The organism is Chryseobacterium sp. ZHDP1 (assembly GCF_018603435.1).
Lineage (GTDB): Bacteria > Bacteroidota > Bacteroidia > Flavobacteriales > Weeksellaceae > Chryseobacterium > Chryseobacterium indicum.
Window position 1 is genome coordinate 1617557 of sequence record NZ_CP075682.1, and the last position, 21655, is coordinate 1639211.

24 protein-coding genes and 1 riboswitch are annotated in these 21655 nt (G+C 34.6%); of the genes, 8 read left to right on the forward strand and 16 right to left on the reverse strand.

Annotated elements, in window-relative coordinates:
* Window positions 1-34: 34 nt before the first annotated feature.
* A complete protein-coding gene (locus KKI44_RS07305; RefSeq protein ID WP_214590513.1) occupies window positions 35-1087 on the reverse strand; it encodes an NADH:flavin oxidoreductase/NADH oxidase in 1053 nt (350 codons plus the stop codon).
* Between the two features lie 98 nt (window positions 1088-1185).
* On the opposite strand from KKI44_RS07305, the gene cdd reads away from it, so the two are divergent.
* The 3 genes from cdd (at window position 1186) to KKI44_RS07320 (ending at window position 5683) form a co-directional block, all read left to right on the forward strand.
* The gene (cdd, locus tag KKI44_RS07310; RefSeq protein WP_214590514.1) at window positions 1186-1668 is read left to right on the forward strand and encodes a cytidine deaminase; all 483 of its coding nucleotides are present in this window, start codon (window positions 1186-1188) and stop codon (window positions 1666-1668) included.
* A 917-nt stretch (window positions 1669-2585) separates the two neighbouring features.
* A riboswitch (cobalamin riboswitch) is annotated at window positions 2586-2763 on the forward strand.
* Window positions 2764-2793: 30 nt separating this feature from the next.
* Entirely contained in the window at window positions 2794-4623 is a 1830-nt protein-coding gene (locus KKI44_RS07315; protein ID WP_214590515.1) for a TonB-dependent receptor plug domain-containing protein, read from the forward strand.
* A gap of 16 nt (window positions 4624-4639) precedes the next feature.
* Window positions 4640-5683, forward strand: coding sequence for a YncE family protein (locus tag KKI44_RS07320; RefSeq protein WP_214590516.1), 1044 nt, complete (start codon window positions 4640-4642; stop codon window positions 5681-5683).
* A 57-nt stretch (window positions 5684-5740) separates the two neighbouring features.
* On the opposite strand, the gene KKI44_RS07325 is transcribed toward KKI44_RS07320, so the two are convergent.
* The 15 genes from KKI44_RS07325 to KKI44_RS07395 form a co-directional block, all read right to left on the reverse strand.
* Window positions 5741-8086 (reverse strand): hypothetical protein, encoded by a 2346-nt coding sequence (locus KKI44_RS07325; RefSeq protein WP_214590517.1) that lies wholly within the window; start codon window positions 8084-8086, stop codon window positions 5741-5743.
* A complete protein-coding gene (locus KKI44_RS07330) occupies window positions 8046-9089 on the reverse strand; it encodes a hypothetical protein (protein WP_214590518.1) in 1044 nt (347 codons plus the stop codon). The genes KKI44_RS07325 and KKI44_RS07330 overlap by 41 nt, the downstream gene beginning before the upstream one ends.
* A gap of 105 nt (window positions 9090-9194) precedes the next feature.
* Complete coding sequence (locus KKI44_RS07335) at window positions 9195-9497, reverse strand: hypothetical protein (RefSeq protein ID WP_214590519.1); 303 nt, start codon at window positions 9495-9497, stop codon at window positions 9195-9197.
* On the reverse strand, window positions 9498-10919 hold the full coding sequence (locus tag KKI44_RS07340; RefSeq protein WP_214590520.1) for a CCA tRNA nucleotidyltransferase: 1422 nt from the start codon (window positions 10917-10919) through the stop codon (window positions 9498-9500).
* Between the two features lie 24 nt (window positions 10920-10943).
* Complete coding sequence (locus KKI44_RS07345) at window positions 10944-11288, reverse strand: nuclear transport factor 2 family protein (RefSeq protein WP_214590521.1); 345 nt, start codon at window positions 11286-11288, stop codon at window positions 10944-10946.
* A 100-nt stretch (window positions 11289-11388) separates the two neighbouring features.
* Window positions 11389-11937 (reverse strand): L-threonylcarbamoyladenylate synthase, encoded by a 549-nt coding sequence (locus KKI44_RS07350; RefSeq protein WP_087709123.1) that lies wholly within the window; start codon window positions 11935-11937, stop codon window positions 11389-11391.
* Between the two features lie 472 nt (window positions 11938-12409).
* Window positions 12410-12835, reverse strand: coding sequence for an IS200/IS605 family transposase (gene tnpA / locus KKI44_RS07355; protein WP_214590522.1), 426 nt, complete (start codon window positions 12833-12835; stop codon window positions 12410-12412).
* 119 nt (window positions 12836-12954) lie between these two features.
* Window positions 12955-13551: a hypothetical protein gene (locus KKI44_RS07360; protein ID WP_214590523.1), complete on the reverse strand. Its 597-nt coding sequence runs from the start codon at window positions 13549-13551 to the stop codon at window positions 12955-12957.
* The gene (locus KKI44_RS07365; protein ID WP_214590524.1) at window positions 13544-13969 is read right to left on the reverse strand and encodes a hypothetical protein; all 426 of its coding nucleotides are present in this window, start codon (window positions 13967-13969) and stop codon (window positions 13544-13546) included. The genes KKI44_RS07360 and KKI44_RS07365 overlap by 8 nt, the downstream gene beginning before the upstream one ends.
* Entirely contained in the window at window positions 13969-14472 is a 504-nt protein-coding gene (locus KKI44_RS07370; protein WP_214590525.1) for a DinB family protein, read from the reverse strand. The genes KKI44_RS07365 and KKI44_RS07370 overlap by 1 nt, the downstream gene beginning before the upstream one ends.
* Before the next feature lie 87 nt (window positions 14473-14559).
* Complete coding sequence (locus KKI44_RS07375) at window positions 14560-15000, reverse strand: GNAT family N-acetyltransferase (RefSeq protein ID WP_214590526.1); 441 nt, start codon at window positions 14998-15000, stop codon at window positions 14560-14562.
* A 60-nt stretch (window positions 15001-15060) separates the two neighbouring features.
* Window positions 15061-15543, reverse strand: coding sequence for a nuclear transport factor 2 family protein (locus KKI44_RS07380; RefSeq protein ID WP_250902177.1), 483 nt, complete (start codon window positions 15541-15543; stop codon window positions 15061-15063).
* A 160-nt stretch (window positions 15544-15703) separates the two neighbouring features.
* Complete coding sequence (locus KKI44_RS07385; protein WP_214590527.1) at window positions 15704-16843, reverse strand: cystathionine gamma-synthase; 1140 nt, start codon at window positions 16841-16843, stop codon at window positions 15704-15706.
* Window positions 16844-16933: 90 nt separating this feature from the next.
* Entirely contained in the window at window positions 16934-17260 is a 327-nt protein-coding gene (gldC, locus tag KKI44_RS07390) for a gliding motility protein GldC (protein ID WP_076396489.1), read from the reverse strand.
* A gap of 55 nt (window positions 17261-17315) precedes the next feature.
* Window positions 17316-18299, reverse strand: coding sequence for a gliding motility protein GldB (locus KKI44_RS07395; protein WP_214590528.1), 984 nt, complete (start codon window positions 18297-18299; stop codon window positions 17316-17318).
* 51 nt (window positions 18300-18350) lie between these two features.
* Between KKI44_RS07395 and KKI44_RS07400 the strand changes: the two genes are divergently transcribed.
* From KKI44_RS07400 to KKI44_RS07420, 5 genes are all read left to right on the forward strand, one after another.
* Window positions 18351-18989: a leucine-rich repeat domain-containing protein gene (locus tag KKI44_RS07400; RefSeq protein WP_214590529.1), complete on the forward strand. Its 639-nt coding sequence runs from the start codon at window positions 18351-18353 to the stop codon at window positions 18987-18989.
* A 4-nt stretch (window positions 18990-18993) separates the two neighbouring features.
* Window positions 18994-19521 (forward strand): GNAT family N-acetyltransferase, encoded by a 528-nt coding sequence (locus KKI44_RS07405; RefSeq protein WP_214590530.1) that lies wholly within the window; start codon window positions 18994-18996, stop codon window positions 19519-19521.
* A 58-nt stretch (window positions 19522-19579) separates the two neighbouring features.
* Complete coding sequence (nadE, locus tag KKI44_RS07410) at window positions 19580-20374, forward strand: NAD(+) synthase (RefSeq protein WP_116096140.1); 795 nt, start codon at window positions 19580-19582, stop codon at window positions 20372-20374.
* Between the two features lie 299 nt (window positions 20375-20673).
* Window positions 20674-21174 carry a ribonuclease domain-containing protein gene (locus KKI44_RS07415; RefSeq protein ID WP_214590531.1) on the forward strand — a complete coding sequence of 167 codons (501 nt, stop codon included), beginning with the start codon at window positions 20674-20676 and terminating at the stop codon, window positions 21172-21174.
* An 88-nt stretch (window positions 21175-21262) separates the two neighbouring features.
* The gene (locus KKI44_RS07420) at window positions 21263-21571 is read left to right on the forward strand and encodes a barstar family protein (protein WP_214590532.1); all 309 of its coding nucleotides are present in this window, start codon (window positions 21263-21265) and stop codon (window positions 21569-21571) included.
* The last annotated feature ends 84 nt before the right edge of the window (window positions 21572-21655 follow it).

Below are 21655 nucleotides of genomic sequence, written 5' to 3' on the forward strand. Positions count from 1 at the left end.
ATGCAGGGTTATGATTCTCAAATATATAAAAAAATTATTTAGAAATTTTTGCTCTTAAATACTGATGAGGAAAAAAGCAGTCTTCATCCATTTCAAAGGAACCCTGAACGGCAATGTAAGGATTTCTTAAGCTTTCTCTGGCAATGAAAATTAAATCTGCCTCTCCTTTCTGCAGAATTTCCTCTGCCTGATTGACTCTCGTAATTAATCCTACTGCTCCTGTCTTTGTTTCTGAATCATTTTTTACCTGTGACGCAAGCGGAACCTGATAGCCTTCGTGAACCGGAATTTTTACTCCGTGAATATTTCCTCCGCTGGAAACATCAACAAGATCTACCGAATGGTTTTTAAGGATTTTAGCAAGTTCGGCACTGTCTTCTATTTCCCAGCCGTTTTCTGCGTATTCTGTTCCGGAAATTCTTACAAATAAGGCAACATTTTCATTTAATTCGCCGTTAACTGCGTCTACGATTTCAATTAAAAACCGTATTCTGTTCTCGAAACTTCCGCCGTATTCATCGGTTCTGATGTTGGAAAGCGGTGATAAAAACTGATGGATAAGATAACCGTGTGCCGCGTGAATTTCTATGACATCGAAACCTGCATCTACAGATCTTCTCGCTGCCTGTCTGAAGTTTTCAACCTGTTCTTTGATTTCCTCGATGGTTAAAACATGTGGAATTCTTTCGGTCGGATGATACGGAATCGGACTTGGTGCGATGGTTTCCCAGCCTTCTTCTATCGGGATCTGTACATTATTCCACGCAGATCCTTTTCTTCCGGCATGTGCAAGCTGAATGCCTATTTTGGTTTCTGAATTCCGGTGTACAAATTCTACAATTTTCTTTAGTTTTTCTGCCTGTTCGTCGTTCCAGATTCCCATGCAATGGTTGGTAATTCTTCCGCGGGGTTCTACTCCCGTTGCTTCAAGGATGATTAGTCCGGTTCCGCCCTGCGCTCTGCTTCCGTAATGTACAAAATGGAAATCGTTGGCTAATCCGTTTTCGGAAGAATACATACACATTGGAGACATTACCCAACGGTTTTTCAATTCAACATTTCTGAATCTGATTGGAGTGTATAACATTTTTGATCTGATTTTTAAAATTTTTAAAGAATGTGATGGTGTTGCCCACCTCATGAAAAAAAAGTAAATTTATCCCCCTTTTTTTAAACCCACAATATATGAAAAAAGAAACTCATATCAGTTACGAATATTTCAACAATAACGCTGAACTGAACGATATAGAAAAAAAATTATTTGCAAAAGCAAAAGAAGCGCGCGAGAACGCTTATGCTCCCTATTCTAACTTTTTGGTTGGCTGTTCTGTGCTTCTGGAAAACGGAGAAATTTATACCGGAAACAATCAGGAGAATGCGGCATATCCTTCCGGACTTTGCGCGGAAAGGACTGCTCTTTTCTGGATCGGGGCAAATTTTCCGTCTGAAAAAATAAAGAAAATCTTTATTGTAGGCGGACCGAAGGAGTTTTCTGAGAAAAATCCACCGATTCCGCCATGCGGATCGTGCAGACAGAGCATTATAGAATATGAAACGAAGCAGAATGAAAATATTGAGCTTTATTTTTCTAATCTGAATGATGAGGTGGTGAAGGTACATTCTATTAAAGATCTTCTGCCGTTTTATTTTGACGGTACTTTTTTATAGTTAAAATGTTTAAATAATAGTAAATAAGAATTCAGGTTGGATTTTCGCAAGGGCGCAAAGTTGTTTAAGATAGTATGCTTTAAGGCGCAAGGATTTTATCTGCGATAAAATTTCATCAGCATTATAAAGGAAAATCTTTAATTTTCTTCTTGCGTCTTAAAAGAATAGAACTTTTATCAAACCTTTCACCTTAGTTTTTTTCAATAAGAATATTTTTATTTTAACAAGTTTAAACAAACTCTTTACTTCTGTTTGGATTTTTATTTAAGGGAAAGTTTTTTAAGAAGGGACTTTCTTTCATCACATGAGATTTTGAATGATGTGTATTTAAAATAGAAGAACACATAGTCTTTAAAAATCTATGATTTTCTTCTTCAGTGAGGTTTATTTTAAAGTAATTAAATAACTTACTTAAACTTTTACCACAAAAGAGGCAAAAGATTTAAACACTTTAGTTTTTTAAGTTTAGTCCTTCAATGGAAAAAAAAGAGCACATAAGTTAAAAAAATCAAAGATTTTTTCTCTTTGCAGACTTTTGAAATACTTTAAATCAATTCAATAAAGTCTTTTGTCTTTTTTGCGGCTAAATTTAAAATGAATTTAAAGAAACTTAAAGTAAGATTTTAATACATTTTAAATAATTTTTACTTAAAATAATTATTTATTTTTCAATAGAATCTGAATTTTATAAAACTGTTTATTTTCTGCGGTTTTATTTTCCTAGCCCAGATTGAGCGGTATGTCTGAGCTCTTTTTTTGATTCGGCGGCGGCAAAAGCCGCCGCCGAATCAAAAAAAAGCGAGTAGCGAAAGCTGGAAAAAGCTCCTGAAATTGTTTTTCGTATGTAATGCAACAAATCATTGTTTTATTAAAAACATACTTAACGGGTATTTTTTTTGTCAATAAATTAAAAAAGTTATCTTTGCAAAAATTTTGGTTTCCATTAATTTGGAATGAAAAGGGAATTGGGCGAAAATCCCAAACTGTCCCCGCAACTGTAAATCGCATATAAGATTTCTACGATAAAACCACTGTGAAAACGGGAAGGTGTAGAAAGCGAAAGTCAGGAGACCTGCCAAAATGTAATCTTAAAAACATTGCTTTCGGAGGAAAAGTAAAATAGGAATGGCATTAAAAAGATCTTTAGTACTGCTTTTTGCATCATACGGTTGTTTTCTTTACGCGCAGGAGAAAACTATTGACACCGTTTATGTTTTTGACAATCAGATGAATAAGGTTAAACTTTTTCATCCGGTTACTACAATTACTCCAAAAGACATTGAAAAAAATTCCGCCAATCTTTCTGAGACGCTGCGTTTTCAGTCTCCTGTTTATATTAAGGAAAATGGACGCGGTGCGGTTTCCTCGCCTTCTTTCAGGGGAACAACGGCGCAGCAGACTGCTTTTGTGTGGAATGGAATTAACATCAATTCTATTTTTTTAGGACAGGGAGATGTTAACAATATCGCGATTTTCGGTTATGATGCGCTTGAAGTGAAAGCAGGCGGCGGAAGTGTGGTTTACGGAAGCGGAGCAATAGGAGGAAGTATTCACCTTAACAATGAACTAAAATTTAATGAGGGTTTTCATGCAACTTTACATAGTGAAGTGGCTTCTTATGAGACGTTCCAGAATTATTTTAAAACTTCTTTCAGTAATGCGGATTTCAGTTTTAAGGCATCCGGAAATTATTTCATCAGTCAAAATAATTATGAGGTTCCTGAAAAGCAGTATATCAACCGAAACGGTAAATATTTTAACGGTACAGCGAACATTGGCTTCAGTTACAAAATTGCCCGAAATCAGAAAATTTCTTGGCAAAGCCAGTTGTATGATGCGGAACAGAATTATCCGATCTTTACGGAAAACGGCAACCGCACAAAGTATGCAGCCCAGACTTTCCGAAGCCTTCTTACCCACGATGTAAATTCAAAATCGATTTCAAACAGTCTGAAAGCGGCTTACACGGAAGAAAACTTCCAGTATTTCGGGGTTTTTGAGGCTCCTAAAACCAGTGGCGGAACGGGAAAAAATCTGATTTTTAAAGATGATTTCAATTATTTCATCACGCCTAAACTGAATGTCAATCTTATCGGGGAGTTTCAGATCAATAAAGGGGAAGGCTATCAATCCGGAATTGAGGATGTAAAGAGAAATATTTATTCTGTTGCAGGATTGTTCAGATATTTCCCTACCCAGAAACTAAGACTGGAAGCCGGAATCAAGAAGGATTTTATTGAAAATATAGAATCGCCTTTACTCTATTCTTTTTCAGGCAAATGGAAGGTTTCTGACTGGTATAGTTTAGGGACAAGTTTTTCAAAGAATTTCAGATTTCCATCCTTCAATGATCTTTACTGGAATCCGGGCGGAAATTTGGATCTGAAAGCAGAAACATCTTTGCAGACTGAAATGAGTCACGAATTGACTTATGGAAAATTTACCTTGAGTCTCACGCCTTATTACATGAAAATAGAGGATATGATCCAATGGATTCCTACTTCTCTGGGATATTGGTCACCAAGAAACGTAAGAAATGTTGAGTCTTATGGTCTTGAGTCTAAAATTGGGTTTCAGCACAAGTTTTCTAAAGAACATTCTTTAAAAATAAACACGGGATACAGCTATACGAGATCTGTAGATCTTGAAACGGAAAATCAGCTGATGTATGTTCCTCTTCATAAGGTTTTCGGAAATGCTGATTATCAGTACCGATTTATGAACCTGTATGTTCAGGGAATGTTTACGGGTAAGACTTTTACCACTTCTGATGAGAATAACGATTATCTTATAAAACCGTATTTCGTCCTGAATGCAGGATTATCTGCAACGGTTGCCAAAAAGTATACTTTAGGATTGAGGGTAAATAATATCACCAACGAAATCTATGAAACGATGGCTTATTATCCATTACCTAAAAGAAACTACAGTTTTTATATCAACTTAAATTTTTAAAATCAATTATTATATTATGAAATTCAACAGACTTTTTCAGCTTTTACTGGCTTTGATCCTTGTGATTAATGTTTCATGTAGTGAGGATGAATATGTAATGCCATCGCGAGGTGATTATGAAAACGGATATTTTATTGCGAATGAAGGAAACTTCGGAACGCCTACAGCAAGTGTTTCTTTTATTTCTAAAGATCTTTCTGTATTGGAAAACGATATTTATAAGAAAAATAACAACGAAAATTTGGGTGATGTTTTACAGACGATCACATTCAGTGACGACAGAGCTTTTTTGCTTCTGAATAATTCGAATAAAGTACAGGTTGTTAACCGTTATAATTTCAAAAAAACCGGAGAAATTACGGCTCAGTTGGATAACCCGAGATACATGACGATCAGCAACGGAAATCTTTATGTTTCCAACGATAAGTATAACGGAGCAAAATATGTGAATGTTTACAAGCTTTCTGATCTTTCTTTCGTAAAGAAAATTCCTTTCGCGTCCACTTCTACAGCGGAAAGAGTGGTTGAAGCTGGAGGAACGGTATTTGTTCAGAATGCTACTTACAGCTACGGAAGTACGCTTACAAGAATCAATACTTCAACCAATGAGATCATCAACACAGTTTCTGTTCCAAATGGTGAAATCGAAAAAACCATCAGTTACAATAATAATGTGTACGTAATAGCTTCAGGAACATCTAATTCTTACATTTATGAAATTTCTCCTGCAGGAACAATTACAAAAACGACAACTTTAACAGGCATCGCCAATGCAAGAAATCTTGAAATTGATGGCGGAAAATACTATTTCACCTCTTCCAACAAGATTTACACAATGGATATGAATGCAACAACAGCACCTTCTACTCCTCTTATCAATTTTGTAGACGGAGGACAATATTTTACGCTGTATGGTTTCTCTGTAAAAGACGGGAAAATCTTTGCGTCTGATGTGAAGAATTTTACTGCACCGTCAGAAGTTACGGTATACAATACTTCGGGAACAGTTCTGAAAAAATTCGTAACAGGAATCGGATCTAATTCCGCTTATATGAATTAATTTTTTTGAAATAATATTAAAAGATTACGGCGGAGCTTTCAGCTCCGCCGTAATCTTTTAACGTCTTGCCTTAAAGTAATCCTCAAAAAATTCGCATCCGCTCATCATATCTTCATACTGTCCTGCATATTTATTTTTAAGATCCTGATAATATCTGTTTTTTTCGAGCCTTCTGTCTTCATAGTCATCGGATCGGGAAAAACTGTCCGCATTTTCCTCACCATTAAAATCATAATTATAATTTTCACACCTTCCCTGCATTCTGAGACATAACGCTTTGAATTTTTCAGTTTTCGCGTTTTCCATAGCTTTTCCGTAGTATAATTTTGCCAGACCAGCCGTATTAAATTCCTCATTATCTTCACGGATAGAAAAATTTCCTGCTGAACTTACGAAGTATCTTCTCATCATCCACGCATTCCCATACTGCGACATGTTGTAATAACAGTTGGCAACCAGAAAATAGTAATAATCCCTGTCTTTTTCCTGTGGATTATTGGCTTTGCCGAGATATTCGATCAGTTTTTGGGTTACAGATAATTTAGTCACTCTGAATTTTTCCTTTTCCTGTATAAAATCAGGAGTATATTTTAGATGATAGAAAGGATTCTGATCAAAAATTTTACCTGATGCAGAATAACTGTCTTTTCCATCGTTCTCCCAAAGTGTATTCTGAGTTTCATAATATTCTGCACCCAGTTTTTTAAATATATGTAAAGCCAAACTCAGTTTGTTCTGTCTGATATATTTTGTTCCCAGAAGATCGTACAGATTATTAACCGACTGTTGTTTCATTTTAAAATTACTAAAAAACAAATCGTTTCCGGAATTTACTTTTTCAGTCTTTTTAATGAAACTCTGCACCTGTTCAGGAGAATAGACTGCATCCATATAATTAAAATAATCTACAAAATAATCTCCGTAAGTATGACGGTCACTTTTTAACGATTTGAAATAAACCAGACTGTTTAACCTCTCATCCAGAGAAGCATACAAAAGTGCTGCATCATCCGTATTTCCGAGATATTCCAGTTCTCTTCCCAATGCAAAAATAAACCGCTCGTTTTTTCTGTTTTTAATGATAATTTCTTTTGCGGCATCAGGAATTACGGCTTTTCCGTAAGTCTGATTTGCAAAAAGATTTAATGCTTTGATCTGCTCTGCATTTTCCCGGATTTTAGAATCTGCCGGCAACGTTTTTTCCAGATTGCTGATTTGCTTCAGACTTTCAGAATAATTTTTCGTCATGAATAAAAGTTCAGCTTTGGCAAACTTCCAGAAATCGGGATTCTGTACCTTCGATAAATCTGCGGAATTGATAAACTCCAAAAGTTCTTTTGCATATTCTCTGTCCGCTTCCACTCTTCCAAAGACATTTCTTACCGACTGATATTCCTGATCATACTGAGAACTATATCCGGAATCCGGAATGGCTGGCTCAAACAAAGAATAATAAGGTGTAAAAATCCAGTCTTCCAGTTTACTGATCTCGCGCGACACCAAAAAACCCAGTCCGTCAAAATTAGAATTGCAGGCATAAATTTCTTTAAGATTATCTATGTTTTTACCAGAATTGTAGATGCTGTACATCATTAAAACCCTGGCTTTATCTTTTGGATCATCTATCGATTGCAAGACCTCCTCTTTTGATAATCTATGATCGAAAGCCTGCCATGAAACAAAACGCTTTTCGGGACATTTGGCAAAAACTCTGGCAAAGTAAATATTTTTAAGCCCCTGATTTTTCTCTTCGATTGCCTTAAAATACAAAGCCCAAATATCAATAATATCATTTGCTTTTTCCACAGAAAAATATTGAGCATAAATCTTCGCCAAAGACTTCATATCCCCATTGTAAAAAGCGAGACGAACCGCAAGAAACGCATATCTTTTTCTGATCTCTGAATTTTTGGTTTTGGAAGCTAAAGCAATTGCCTGATGTAATAAAACTGTTCTCTTCTGAGCTGCTGTATTTTCATTCCTTTCCCACGGATCTTCCTGCCACGAATTGAAAAATTCGCAGTTTTTGGCAAATTTCAGATAATCTACCGCTTCATTGTCTTTAGCTGAATATAAATATTTTATAAAAGCGTTGCTGCTTTTTTCATTGATATCCGAAAAACCATATTTTTCCAGAGCAAAATTAATTTCATCTATTGAAACTTTATTCTTACAGTATTTTCTCCAAAGAACTTCATTCTGCAAATCTTTAATTTCAGGTTCTTCATCGTCATTGTTATAGCCAAAATAAAGAGATGAATAGTAAAAAGACCGATATTCCTGATAAGAAAAGTTATCCGGGTCAAGAAAATAAAACCGTATATCATCGCCGTAAGGATAAAATCCACACGCAAAAAACATATTACTTAGTAAAGTCGCTATAAAAATGGCTGATCTCTTCATTGGTGTAGTTATTTAACTGATTGGCATCTAAATGAAAAAGTGATACGGTAATTTCTTTATCCAGCTTTATATTTTTCCTGATTAATGTAATAGCTTTATTGATTTGTTCTGGTGTAATTTCTTCATATTTGATCTTATCTCCTACTCTCAGATAATCCTTATAATCAATCACGGTATCTTTTGTTACTTCGTACCACAGCGGTTTTGTTTCTTTCAGTACTTTTTTCAGATCATTTCCGTTATATAAAACTCCTTTAAACTGATTGTTCTGATACAACTGCATCCAGGAATATAACGGAAGTGCAATATCCATATGCAGCGGATATTTTTTCTTCGTAGTGAGATAGCTTTCCATTTCTTTAAGATCTAAAATTGAATTTTTAGAATCATCTGCCAAAGGATTGATTAAATTATAGCACATTAAAGTAACTTTATCAACCGGCGGAACTCCCATTTTTTCAGGATATTTGTATGGATACAATCTCAGAGTAACAGAAATTTCTTTTTGTGAAATCGGCTTTAATTTTTTCAGAAAGTAAAAATATTGATCTTTTGTAGAAGCTGTCCAGTCACAATCGATCTGAATTTCATTAACAGCAATGGAGTCAAACTTCTCGTTAGTAAATTTATTGATGAGAAAGTTTACATTATCTGCCAGTTTATCAAGATCCTTTTCCGAACTTTTTTTAAATACAATATTTTTAATGTAAACAGTCGGAATAACAGTGTATTTCTTCGGTAAATTTTCTTCGCAGTAAGATGATAACCTTACATTGGTTTTTGAAATCGGAAAACTTCCCATCGCTTCGGTGTAATCCACTTCAAAATATTTTACATACAGCTTTTCGACATTCTGCTGTTCAAGCATATTCCTTTCGGGAACAGAAACTTCAGAATACGTATCTGTTTTCCAATAGTAAAAGGCATTATGAACTTTTTCCACTTTATTTTCACAGGAAAGAATAAGGAAAAGAAGAGGGAGAACTAAAAAGATCTTTTTCACCAATAAAATTTTAAATAGGTTACAATTGAATTAAAACATTTCTGCAAATGTAAAAACAAAACCAATACCTTTTTAAGATTTTATTAACATTTCATTAGGATTTTATTATGTTTTTATTTTCGTGATCAAATTACCTAAAATAAAAGTCTCCACCACCCCAATAAACCACCAAACCGGAAACCTGAAATACGTGTACAAAAGCGTGAAATTATCAACAATTGGCTGATTTTTTGTCGCATTTTCAATTTCAAAATCAACAGATAAAAGCGGAATAACAAATCCGAAAAATAAAAACGCAACCAGATATAAAATCCAGTTGCGTTTTTTAATTATTTTAAATTTCCAGACAAGAATGTTGATAAGGAAAATTAATACTAAAATGATATAATCAAATGTCCCGAAAAGCATTTAGGCAAGTGTCAATCCAAGCTTTTCCGCTTCCGCAATCACAAAAGTTCTCGCTTCCTCGCTGTCATTTGCAATTTCGCCTTCCAGAATGGCTTCTTTTACTTTTTCCTTTAAAATTCCGATTTCGCGACCCGGTTTCAGATTAAACATTGCCATAATTTCTTCTCCTGAAATCGGCGGCTGGAAATTCCTTACCTGATCTTTTTCTTCAACTTCTTTAATCTTAACAGCAACATATTCAAAATTTTTCTTAAATTTCTCCTGCTTTTTAGAATTTTTGGTCGTAATATCGGCTTTACAAAGGGTAAACAGATCTTCCATATTTTCTCCTGCATCAAACAATAATCTTCGCAACGCAGAATCCGAAGCATCATCGGTAATCAGAGCAATCGGTCGAGACGAAAGTTTTACCATCTTCTGAACATATTTCATATCCGGACCTAAAGGCAGTTTCAATCTCTGGAATAATGTTTTTACCATTTTTGAGCCTAAAAACTCGTGTCCATGGAACGTCCATCCTGTTCCTTCAACAAATTTTTTGGTCGGTGCTTTTCCGATATCGTGGAGCAATGCAGACCAACGAAGCCACAGGTTTTCCGTGTTTTCAGAAATATTGTCTACCACTTCCAAAGTATGGTAAAAATTGTCTTTATGGGTTTGTCCTTCCACTTCTTCTACTCCTTTCAGATCAATCAGTTCAGGAATAATTAATTTCATTAAACCTGTCTGTTCCATTAATTTAAGACCAATAGATGGCTTTTTGGAAAGCATGATTTTATTAAATTCCACCATGATTCTTTCCATCGAAACAATTTTTATTCTTTCGGCTTCCTGCTTAATGGCTTCCAAAGATTTTTCTTCAATTTTAAAATTTAAAGTGGAGGCAAAACGAACGGCTCTCATCATTCTCAACGGATCGTCAGAATAGGTTTGAGCGGGCTCTAAAGGCGTTCTTAAAATTCCTTTTTCCAGATCATCTATTCCGTTGAAAGGATCGATCAGTTCACCAAAATTATCCTGATTTAAAGAAATTGCCATGGCATTCACCGTAAAATCTCTTCTTTTCTGGTCGTCTTCTATGGTTCCTCCTTCAACTTCCGGTTTACGGCTGTTTTCGGTATAACTTTCTTTTCTCGCCCCTACAAATTCCAGCTCAAGATCTTTGTATTTGATCATCGCCGTTCCGTACGTTTTGAAAACAGAAACTTTTATTTTCGGATCAATTTCCTTTCCGACGTTTTGGGCAAGTTCAATACCGCTTTGTTCGGTCACAAAATCAATATCCGTTGATGCTTTTCTTTTCATCAAAAGATCGCGTACATAACCTCCGACAACATATACAGACTGATTGTTCCGGGCTGCAACCTCCGAAATGATTTTAAAAAGTTTTAAATTTTTATTTTGAGTAAGATTAATTTTCATTTTGTAATACACTAATGCCGTTCATTAATCATAATGAGCATACATTTTATTAATTTTTTCATCTTCATTAAAAAACATCACTTCCATTGCATGTTTATCCATAATAGATTTGTAAAACAAAGCCACAGAATCTACTCCTTCCGTAGATTTTATAAGCTCGAAGTGAAGATCAGGATATTTTTCCAGTGCTGCTTTCCAATATCCGCGAACCGCAGATTTTCCTTTAAGTGAACTTTCTTTTCCTCCTGTTGCTAATTTTATCATCGGCGTAACAATCTCTATATCATCTGAATAATGAGATAAAATAACATCCAGATCGTGCGAATTCCATGCTTTGATCCACTCTTCGGCAAACTTTTGATGATTCATAGCGATTGTTTTAAAATTGAAGTTCTGCAAAGATAAAACTAAAAAAAGAAATCCTGCCGATGCGGATGAATAAGACTTTAAAATAAATGATAAAAGTCGATTATTCTCTCAGTACTTTTATCCTGTTGTCGCTCCAGACTTTTATTACCGACGAACCCGAATATTTTGAAACTTTTTCGCGGTCTTCTTCTACTGCATAATCTACAAGATCAATCATTTCAGGAGAAATATCCGAGAATTTCAAAGGACTTTTTTCACCGCTGAAATTGGCAGAAGTAGAAACCAAAGGTTTGTTGAGTTTTGTAATCAGCTTTTTACAAAAGTCGTTTTTTACCAGACGGATTCCAATGCTTCCGTCTTCAGCCAACAATTCTTTTGGCAATCCTCTCGGGTTTTCATAAACAATTGTTACAGGTTTTTCGCTTAAATCGATAATTTCCCAAGCCATTTCCGGAACATCTACCAAATCCTGCAATCTCTTTTCAGATTCCACCAGAATGATCATGGATTTGTTTTTTTCCCGTTTTTTGATGTCGAATATTTTGTTTACGGCTTCTATATTGGTAGCATCACAGCCAATTCCCCAAATGGTATCTGTTGGGTAAAGAATTGTGCCGCCGGATTTTAAGATTTCTATTATTTTCTCCATGTATAATACATTTTACGCTTTAACTAAAGCCAATACTATAATTTATTTTTAATAGAAGGATTACATTCTGCTTCTATTAATTTATCTGTGTAAATTTACAAATCTTCGCGTGAAATTTTCGAAAACAGAGTTTTTATATTCAATAGAATGGGCTTTAGCCCATTTTAAAAATCATTAAAATCAAATCTGGCTTTAGCCAAACTTTATTATTTAACATCAGTTCGGAATAAGAAATAAATTTAAATAATTGATTTATAAAATTATATAATTTATCGCAAAGAAAAACAAAAGATTTTTTTTTTACTTATTGAAAGTTGGTAAGGTAAACAAAGCCATTTCGTTTATTTAAAAAAGACAAAAACGATATTACTTTGATCAATTTTACGCCTTTGTATATCTTAAAAGCTGAATTACTGATAATTGAATCTCTTTGTTTAACATGGCGTTTAAGAAGACTTATCTTGAACTCAGATTATTTAAAATTATATTTATCCAAAAATTCCTGATATTCTTCCGCAAACGATTTCTTTTTGTGATGACTTTCCTGATTTTTAACGTAATTTCTAACTGTTTCAATCATAGATTCAGAAACTGAAACAGCAAAATATTCGTCCTGCCAAAAAAACTTTTCTTTTGTCAATGCATTTTTATTGATCCAATATGAAGATTCTCCTTTCAATAATTGAACAATTTTTTCAATATTCTGATTGGAACCCAGAGAAATTAAACAATGACAATGATCCGAATAACCATTCACAATATCCAGAAAAATTCCTTTTTGCGAGGCATTTTCTTTTATGTGTTTCCAGACTTTTATTCGTAACTCCGGAGTATTGAAATAGGGAATTCTATTTTTCGTTGAGAAAACGACATGGATATAAATTTTAATAAATGGCATTTGTGTTGTTTAGCCAAAAATATGAAATCTATATTAAGTTTTGGCTAAAGCCGAAAGAATGATTTTAAATCAGTAAACGGACTAAAGCCCATTTCTATTGATCAATGACAGTTTTATCATCAAGAAGGATCATTGAAAAACCTGTCAAAGTAACTTTTTTTCCTAGTTAAAGTAAATTTTTTCTGGTGCAGAATTTTTCTTATATCTTTTCGGATGATATGTTGTGAAAATAAAACCGGAGCATTTATTCTCCTTCCACTCTTAATCACCGTGTATAAAACCGACTGATCTTTAAAAAAAATTATAATTGTTCTTTCTTCGTCTAGAAAACTAAAGCTGTTTATTGGTTCATTAAGATAAATCAGATTATTGGAAATATTTGAAATTCTGTAATGATACTTTTTGCCATAATCTAAAACTCTTCTTTTGGCTTCTTCTTTATGAATACTGAAGCTGATTTCTTTCAGTCTTTTTTCTGTAAATAAACAATATGAAGAATAAAGTACAAAAATTAGAATAATACTATATATAATATATTCAAAATCACTATTTGTAGATGGAGTAATTTTGTATAAACCAACTATTGAAAAATAAATCAGGGCTCCAAAAATCAAATAATTGGTATACCTGTCAATTTTATCTAAAATACTCTCATCATAAATAAGTTTTCCAGATTCAATGCTTTTGGTAATATTAAGATTCTTTAAACTACGCATTGCTTTTCTGCGTTACTTTTAAATAAAGCGAAGAAAAAGTCAGAAATAAAATTGCAATCAGCCATAAAAAACAACCTGATTCTAATTCAATTATTGAAGCTATTCTTCCACTTTTTGTAATTGTTATATTATCAAAAAACATAAATGAAATTGCTAAAAATGACGAAATAATAAGAGCTAAAACTGCTTTGCAATTTCTTTTGATTGTCAAAACTATTCCTAAAAAATAAAGAAGATTTGCAACCCAAACAAAACCTTCCCAACGAAATCCGTCAAAATAAGTCCAACCCAATAAAAAAGCTAGATAAGATGGATAATGTATGCTGCCAAAATATTGATAATTTACACAATCTTGAGTCAATGATATTAAAAAAATCACCGAACTGATTAGAATTACAATATTTATTTTTAAATGCATCACAACTTCGGCAAATATCTTTCTTCAATAATATTCAAATGATGAATATTGTGACCAACAATTAATTTTCCGATGGTTTCGGCAGAAATCTGGTTTCCGTTGGCAGATCCTACATTTTTTAAGGCTTCGGAATTTGCAGTTTCTAAAAGAATCTGAGAAGATTTTCTGATCAGTTGATATTCTTCCAACAGTGAACTCAGTGTTCTTTCATTCGCGAAAGACTGTTTAGCGTACAATTCCTCATCAAAACCCGGCAATTCATTTTGGTCGCCTCTCGCAAAAGCCAATATTCTGTACTGAAAGATTCTTTCGGTATCGGATAAATGCAGAAGGAGTTCTTTCAGCGTCCATTTTCCTTCCGCGTAGGCAAAAAGAGATTGTTCTTCTGAAAGTTCAGAATAAATTCCTACAGTTTTTTCTCCGGATCTTTTCAGTTCTTCCAGCCAGTTTTCTGAAGGAATTAAATCTAAATATCTTTGAACGTATTTTTGAAAATCAGTCATAAATTATGAATAATAAGTAATTGGTAATGAGTAATATTTTAGTAACAATTAAGATTTCGTAAACTGTTACTCTGGTAAATTGTTACGTTATGAAATCTTCCATTCGTAAAAATTCACTTCATCGTAGATTTCGAATCCGCAGCTTGGGTAAAGCTTATTTCCGATATCATTGGATTTTCCGGTTTCAAGAAGAATTCCGGCGGCATCGGTTGATTTTGCAAGTTCTTTGGATGCTTCAAGCAGTTGTTTTGAAAATCCTTTTCCCCGATAATTTTCATTCACATACAAATCATTCAAAAGCCAGTATCTTTTCATTCTTGTGGAGGAAAATAACGGATACAACTGAACAAAACCGACTAATTTCCCTTCATTTTCGGCAACAAAAATTTCGGAATCATTATTTTCAATTCTTTCTGTTAAAAATTTTTCCGCAGCAGGAATATCGGAATCTTTATGATAAAAGATCCTGTACTGATCGAACAGCTCAGCTAATTGCTGTACATCTGCAAGTTGGGCTTTTCTTGTCATAATGGGAGTTTAAAACTTTGTCAAAGCGCAAAAAACTTCATAAAGATTTGACAAAGTAGATTATAAGTGATGGTCGTAGCTGAGAACGCGCTTCATTTTCCAGTTTTTTCCGTCCAGAATCCAGAGAATGGTAAATTTTGCACGGCTTCCCTTGTTCCATTTTCCGTTGTAAAATTCAGCAAAATCATGCTCTCCTTCCTGAATGAAAGCATACAGAACATTATTATTGTACAAAGGATATACTTTCATGGAATTTGGAATCAGTTCGCGTTTCACTTTATTAGGTCCGCCACAGATATTATTTTTAATGGAGGCTTTAAAGGCTTCTTTTCCGGAAGTAATTCCGCCTTTATCGTGGTAGAATTCCAAGTCTTCGCTTACGATAGAATCATAATGAGAAAGATCGCAATTATTGAATCCGACATTGAATATCAGACTGTCTAATTTTTTCGCCGTTTTGTACAGTTCATCGGTATTTTTAACCTGAGAAAAGGCAATCTGGCTTACCATTAACAGGAATAAAATCTGGATCTTTCTCATCATGTTTTTATTTAAAATAATTAATAATTTATTTTTAACGCAAAGTCCACAAAGATTTTTTGACTACTAAACGCTTTTAAGTTCGCAAAGGTACTTCGACAAGCTCAGCATAAACTATTCAGTCAGCAAAGACCTCAGCGAAAATTTTAATTATTATTTTGTATTAAGAAAAAGCTCTTTCCAGATCTGCGATAAGATCTTCTGCATCTTCGATTCCTACGCTTAAACGAACCAAATCGTCTGTAATTCCCAATTCTGCACGTTTTTCTGCAGGAATGGAAGCATGAGTCATCAAAGCAGGATGATTCGCAAGAGATTCTACTCCCCCCAAAGATTCAGCTAAAGTGAATACTTTTACTCTTTCTAAAAATTTGATGGCATCTTCTTTTTTACCTGATTTGAAAGTGAAAGAAACCATTCCTCCGAAATCTTTCATCTGAGATTTTGCCAGTTCGTGCTGCGGATGAGATTCTAATCCCGGATAAATTACCTGATCTACAGCAGGATGAGATTCAAGGTATTTCGCTACCGCCATTCCGTTTTCAGAGTGTCTCTGAACTCTTAAAGCCAGTGTTTTAATTCCTCTCAACACCAAATAAGAATCGTGAGGTCCTAAAATTCCTCCGCTTGCAAACTGAATGAAGTGTAGTTTCTCTCCCAGTTCTGCATCTTTTGCAATTAAAGCTCCCGCAATAACATCGGAGTGACCTCCCAAGTATTTTGTTGCAGAGTGCATAACGATATCGGCTCCCAGATCAATAGGTCTCTGAAGATAAGGCGTTGCAAAAGTGTTATCCACTGCAACCAGAATATCTTTTCCTTTTGCCACTTCAACAACTGCTTTAATGTCAACCAGTTTCATTAAAGGATTGGTTGGCGTTTCTACCCAGATTAATTTTGTTTTATCTGTAATAACGTCATTGATTTTAGAAACATCATCAAAATTCACGAAGGTAAATTTCAACTGATATTTTTCGAAAAGTCTGGTGAACATTCTGTATGTTCCTCCGTACAAATCGTCTACTGCAACCACTTCATCTCCCGGATTTAATAATTTTAAAACACAGTCGATTGCCGCCAGACCGGAACCGAAAGCCAGACCTCTCGCTCCGTTTTCGATGCTTGCCAAAGAGTCTTCCAAAGCCTGTCTTGTAGGGTTTGCCGCTCTAGAATATTCGTAACCGGAATGTACTCCCGGACTTTTCTGTGCGAAGGTAGATGTTAAAAATACAGGTACATTCACAGAACCTGTTGCAGATTCGTGATGCTGTCCTCCGTGTATTACTTTTGTATTGAAATTCATTGTTTTATATTTTTGATTTGAAGCTGGGGATGATGGAAGCTGGATGCTTTTGTAAACTTCCAACATCAGGCTTCCCTCATCCAGCTTTTTTTACATTTTTATCGCCGATTTTACTGCGAACTCTTCTGCCATCTGCTCCAACCATTGTGCCACATCTTCTTCTCCTGTTGCTCTTTGGTAGGTATTTCCCATAGAAACAAGTACCTGATGAATAAACATTTTCATCTGATCCACCGGCATTTCTTTTGTCCAGAGATCAATTCTCAAAGCTTCCATATTTTTTTCGTCCCAAACGGAGATCATGGTTGCTTTTGTTTCTTCTTTTTCAATTCCGCCGTCCTGTGCATTCCAGGTGATGTTTTCCGGAATGTGGTTTTCATCCAGTTCTACATCTATCGTAATCTGAGTTTTTCTCATAATTTTCTATTTATTCTACTGTATATTGTTTGCCAAATATTTTACATTCAGCGTATTATTTTACTTTCGGTTTATAGCCAGACTGATTAAAGATCACGGTTGCATCTAATCCTAAGAAATCCTGAAGTTTGGTTTCCGGTTTTTGCTTCAGATATTCTTTACAGATCTGCCATCCTGTGAAAATGGCAATCTGCGGAGAAGATTCGTTATCAATTTCCGTATAAAATTTCGAGAATGGTCCCGGAGCGATAAAACGGTCTTCCAATCTGTGATCGTCTCCAAAAATGATATTTTTTTCCACGAAATAATTCCAGATATTCGCTTCGTTGGAGACTGCCCATTCATATTGCTTCTGGGTGTAGTTCATTTTCAGATATTCCGGATATGTGGGTAAAAAAGCATCTTTAAGAATCATGATTTTACCGTTGAGAATCATCATATCGATAAATTTCTGATGATCCGGAGATTCTTTCACAAAACCTTCCGCGAAAATCTGCGCGACTTTCGGAACAATATTATTCGGGTTCATGGATTTCTGGAAGTACATTTCCAGTCCTTTATAATTGGGATTTCCGTCTCCCATAAAGCCTGTCATATCAATAAAAAGCTGATTTCCTTTGGCATCATAAAAAATAGGATCCTGAACCATCTGCAAAGCCGATGAAAATAAAAATACTTTCGGACTTTTAAAGGAAGGAAAATAAAATCTGATGTGCGAAAACAAATCCTGAAGATCGGTCTGGAGTTTTTTCTGATCTATTTTTGCAGCTGCTTCCTTGTAAATTTTAATTTCTTCAGGATCTACTCTTCTTTTGGCAAAATCTGCATCGCTTACCGTTCCCTGAAACCAAGGAAATTTAGCTTTAAAACTTTCCGATGAAACATTCGGATCGTAAAGTTCCTTGGAAATATCTGTAATTTCTACTTTTTCCGCGGGAGTTGTAATCTCTACGTTCCATTGATTCTGAGATTCTTTTTTACAGGAATTCAATCCTAAAATTAATACTAAAGAAAGTGCAGTAATTTTGAAAATCTTCATACTTTTACATGAAATTTAAGTGTACAAAAATACGGATTTAAACATAATATAATGATGAAAAATAAAATAATTCCGGTGCTTATTCTGATTTTCTCTGTATCCTGTTTCTATAGCCAAAGCCTTATTTTTAAGGATAAAAATCTTGAAAAAGCAGTGATTGAAAATTCTGATCTGAACAAAGACGGCAAAATGAATCAGTTTGAAGCCGAAAGGATTGAAAATTTATTTTTAGTGAATAAAGGGATTACAAATACCGAAGACCTCGCGTATTTTAAAAATGCTAAAATGATCGTGCTGGACGACAACAGTATTTTAAATCTTTCCCTGAAAAATATGGATCATCTCCAGCTTTTTTCCTGTACAGGATGTAAAATATCAAATTTTAAAGCTGAAAATCTTAAAAATCTGGCTTCTCTCTATCTCGACAACAACCAGATTGAAAATATTTCGCTGAAAACGACGCCCAGAATTGACCAATTAACCGTATCTTTAAATAAAATAAAAACCATTGATGTGAGTTCGCTCAAATATCTGAAAAAACTAAATCTTGAGCATAATCTGGTTCAAAAACTGGATATTTCCAAAAACATGAATCTGGAAACCTTAAATGTGATGAAAAATCCGCTGAAGGAAACAGACATTAAAAAAGGAGCAGCCAATGTGACGATTTTCGGATTTCAGCAACAGTAATTTTATGTATTTAGAAACACAAAGACTTATTCTGAGAAAATTTGAAGAAACAGATGCAGAACGCATGTTTCTCCTCGATTCCAATCCTGAAGTGATGAAATACATCGGAGTACCTCCTCTTTCCGATATCAGCGAATCTGAAAATGTGATTAAAATGATTCAGCAGCAATATCTTGATAACGGTGTCGGAAGACTCGCTGTAATTGAAAAAGAAAGCGGACTGTTAATCGGCTGGAGCGGACTGAAATTAATTACTCAGGAAATAAACGGTTACAATAATATTTACGATCTCGGCTATCGTTTCATCCCGAAATACTGGGGAAAAGGTTATGCACTGGAATCGGCAAAAGCTTCGCTTGATTTTGGATTTAATGATCTGAAAGCTGAAACCATTTATGCTCACGCTCATTCTGAAAATGAAGGTTCCAATCATATTTTAAGAAAATTAGGCTTTGAAAAAAACGGCGAATTCACCGAACCGGACGGAATTTGCTTCTGGTATGAGCTTCAACATCAAAATTACATCAAATAAACATTCAGAATTTTTAATTTTGAATTTCTTTACACAAAAACAGACAAAAATATAAACAATGCAGACACAAAAAGTTATAGATCATATTGTAAACTGGCTGAAAGATTATGCCGTAAAAGCAAAAGTAAACGGATATGTAATCGGAGTTTCGGGAGGTGTGGATTCGGGTGTCGTTTCTACTCTTTGTGCGATGACCGGACTTGAAGTTCTGGCGCTGGAAATGCCGATCCGTCAAAAAGCAGATCAGGTAAACAGAGCGCAGGATCATATTGAGGATCTGAAAAAGAAATTTCCAAACGTAAAATCAGAAACCGTTAACTTAACTCCTGTTTTCGAAAGTTTTGAAAATATTGTCAGCGCACATTCAGAAGGAAATCCTAATAACAATCTGGCTCTTGCGAATACAAGATCACGCTTCAGAATGCTGAATTTATACTATTTCGGTCAGCTTCACGGACTTTTAGTGTGCGGAACAGGAAATAAAGTGGAAGATTTCGGAATCGGTTTCTATACCAAGTACGGCGACGGCGGTGTAGATGTTTCTCCAATCGCGGATCTTTATAAAACGGAAGTGTATGAACTGGCGAGAGCTTTAAATTTAATTGAAAGCATTCAGAATGCAATTCCTACGGACGGACTTTGGGATGCAGAAAGAACGGATGAAGACCAGATCGGGGCAACTTATCCTGAACTGGAAAAAATCCAGAAAGAATACGGAACAAAAACAGCAGAAGATTACGAAGGCAGAGACAAAGAAGTTTTCCAGATTTTCGACAGAATGCATAAAGCAGCAAAACATAAAATGGTTCCGATCCCGATCTGCGATATTCCTGAAGACTGGAGAACTAATTAATTTAACAATATATCAGTCTAACAATGTAACAATTGATTGCTAAACTGAAAGATTGATACATTAAAGTTGTTTAAACTTTTCAGAATTAACCGTAAAAGTCACAAAAGATGAATTAAACTTTTATTTAAAGTTGATCATTATAAATGAAAAAGTTCACAATAGTTTTTAAAAATCTCTGATTTTTATTCTTTTGAGCGTTTTGGTTATTATAGAAATTCACTTTTAGATTGTCTTTTGTTACTTTTGCGATTTAATAAAAGTTTAAACAAACTTATTGTTACATTTTTTAATTTAATACTATGAATGGTAAAATAAGATCTATATTTTTCATTTGTTTAGGGCTTCTTTTCGGGATGTCTGTAATGTACGTTTATAATAACTTTATTGCGAATAAAAAGGAAATTTCCTCTAAAAATCCAAGAATTGAATACGGCAGTTCTGATATTTCAGGCTCGGCATATTCGAGTCAGGAATCTATCGATCGGCTGACGGAAGAAAAAAAGGTTATTGCTTATGTTAAAAAAAATCATCAGCTTCCGGAGTATTACATCACCAAAAATGAAGCAAGAAAGATGGGCTGGAATCCAGCCAAAGGAAATCTGTGTGAGGTTTTGCCGGGAAAAGCAATTGGCGGAGATCACTTCAGCAATAGGGAAAGAACATTGCCTGAAGATGAAAAGTATTTTGAGGCTGATGTAAACTATCATTGCGGAAACAGAAATGCAGACCGGATTGTTTTCACGAAAGACGGTGATGTTTATCTCACGAAAAACCATTATAAGAGTTTTGAAAAGCAGTAGTTGTTGGTCATTGCGAGGATTGAAGTTAGCCTGTGCTTAGCTCCTCGCAATGACTTACGCTCACTGATTTAAAATTAAAAATAAAGTTATGAGTACAATATATATAGATTTTACAGACATCGGAGATTATGAAGACTTCTATGCCCAACTGAAAGAAAAGATCAAACTTCCTGAGCATTTCGGAGATAATCTGGATGCACTTTCTGATGTAATTACAGGAGAACTGGAAATGCCTCTTCACATTGAGTTTGTAAATATGACGGTCGATCAGCTGGAAACTTTTGAAGATCTTCTTCTCACGCTCGAAGATGCTGAGGAAGAAATGGAAGACTTCACTTTCACTTATTTTCTCGAACAGTATGAAGATGATGATGATCTGGTTGAAGACCAAGAATAAAATAAATGACAAAAAACGCGGAATAATCTGCGTTTTTTTATTTAATAAAGTTTTTAATATCTAATGAAAATACTCAAAATACTG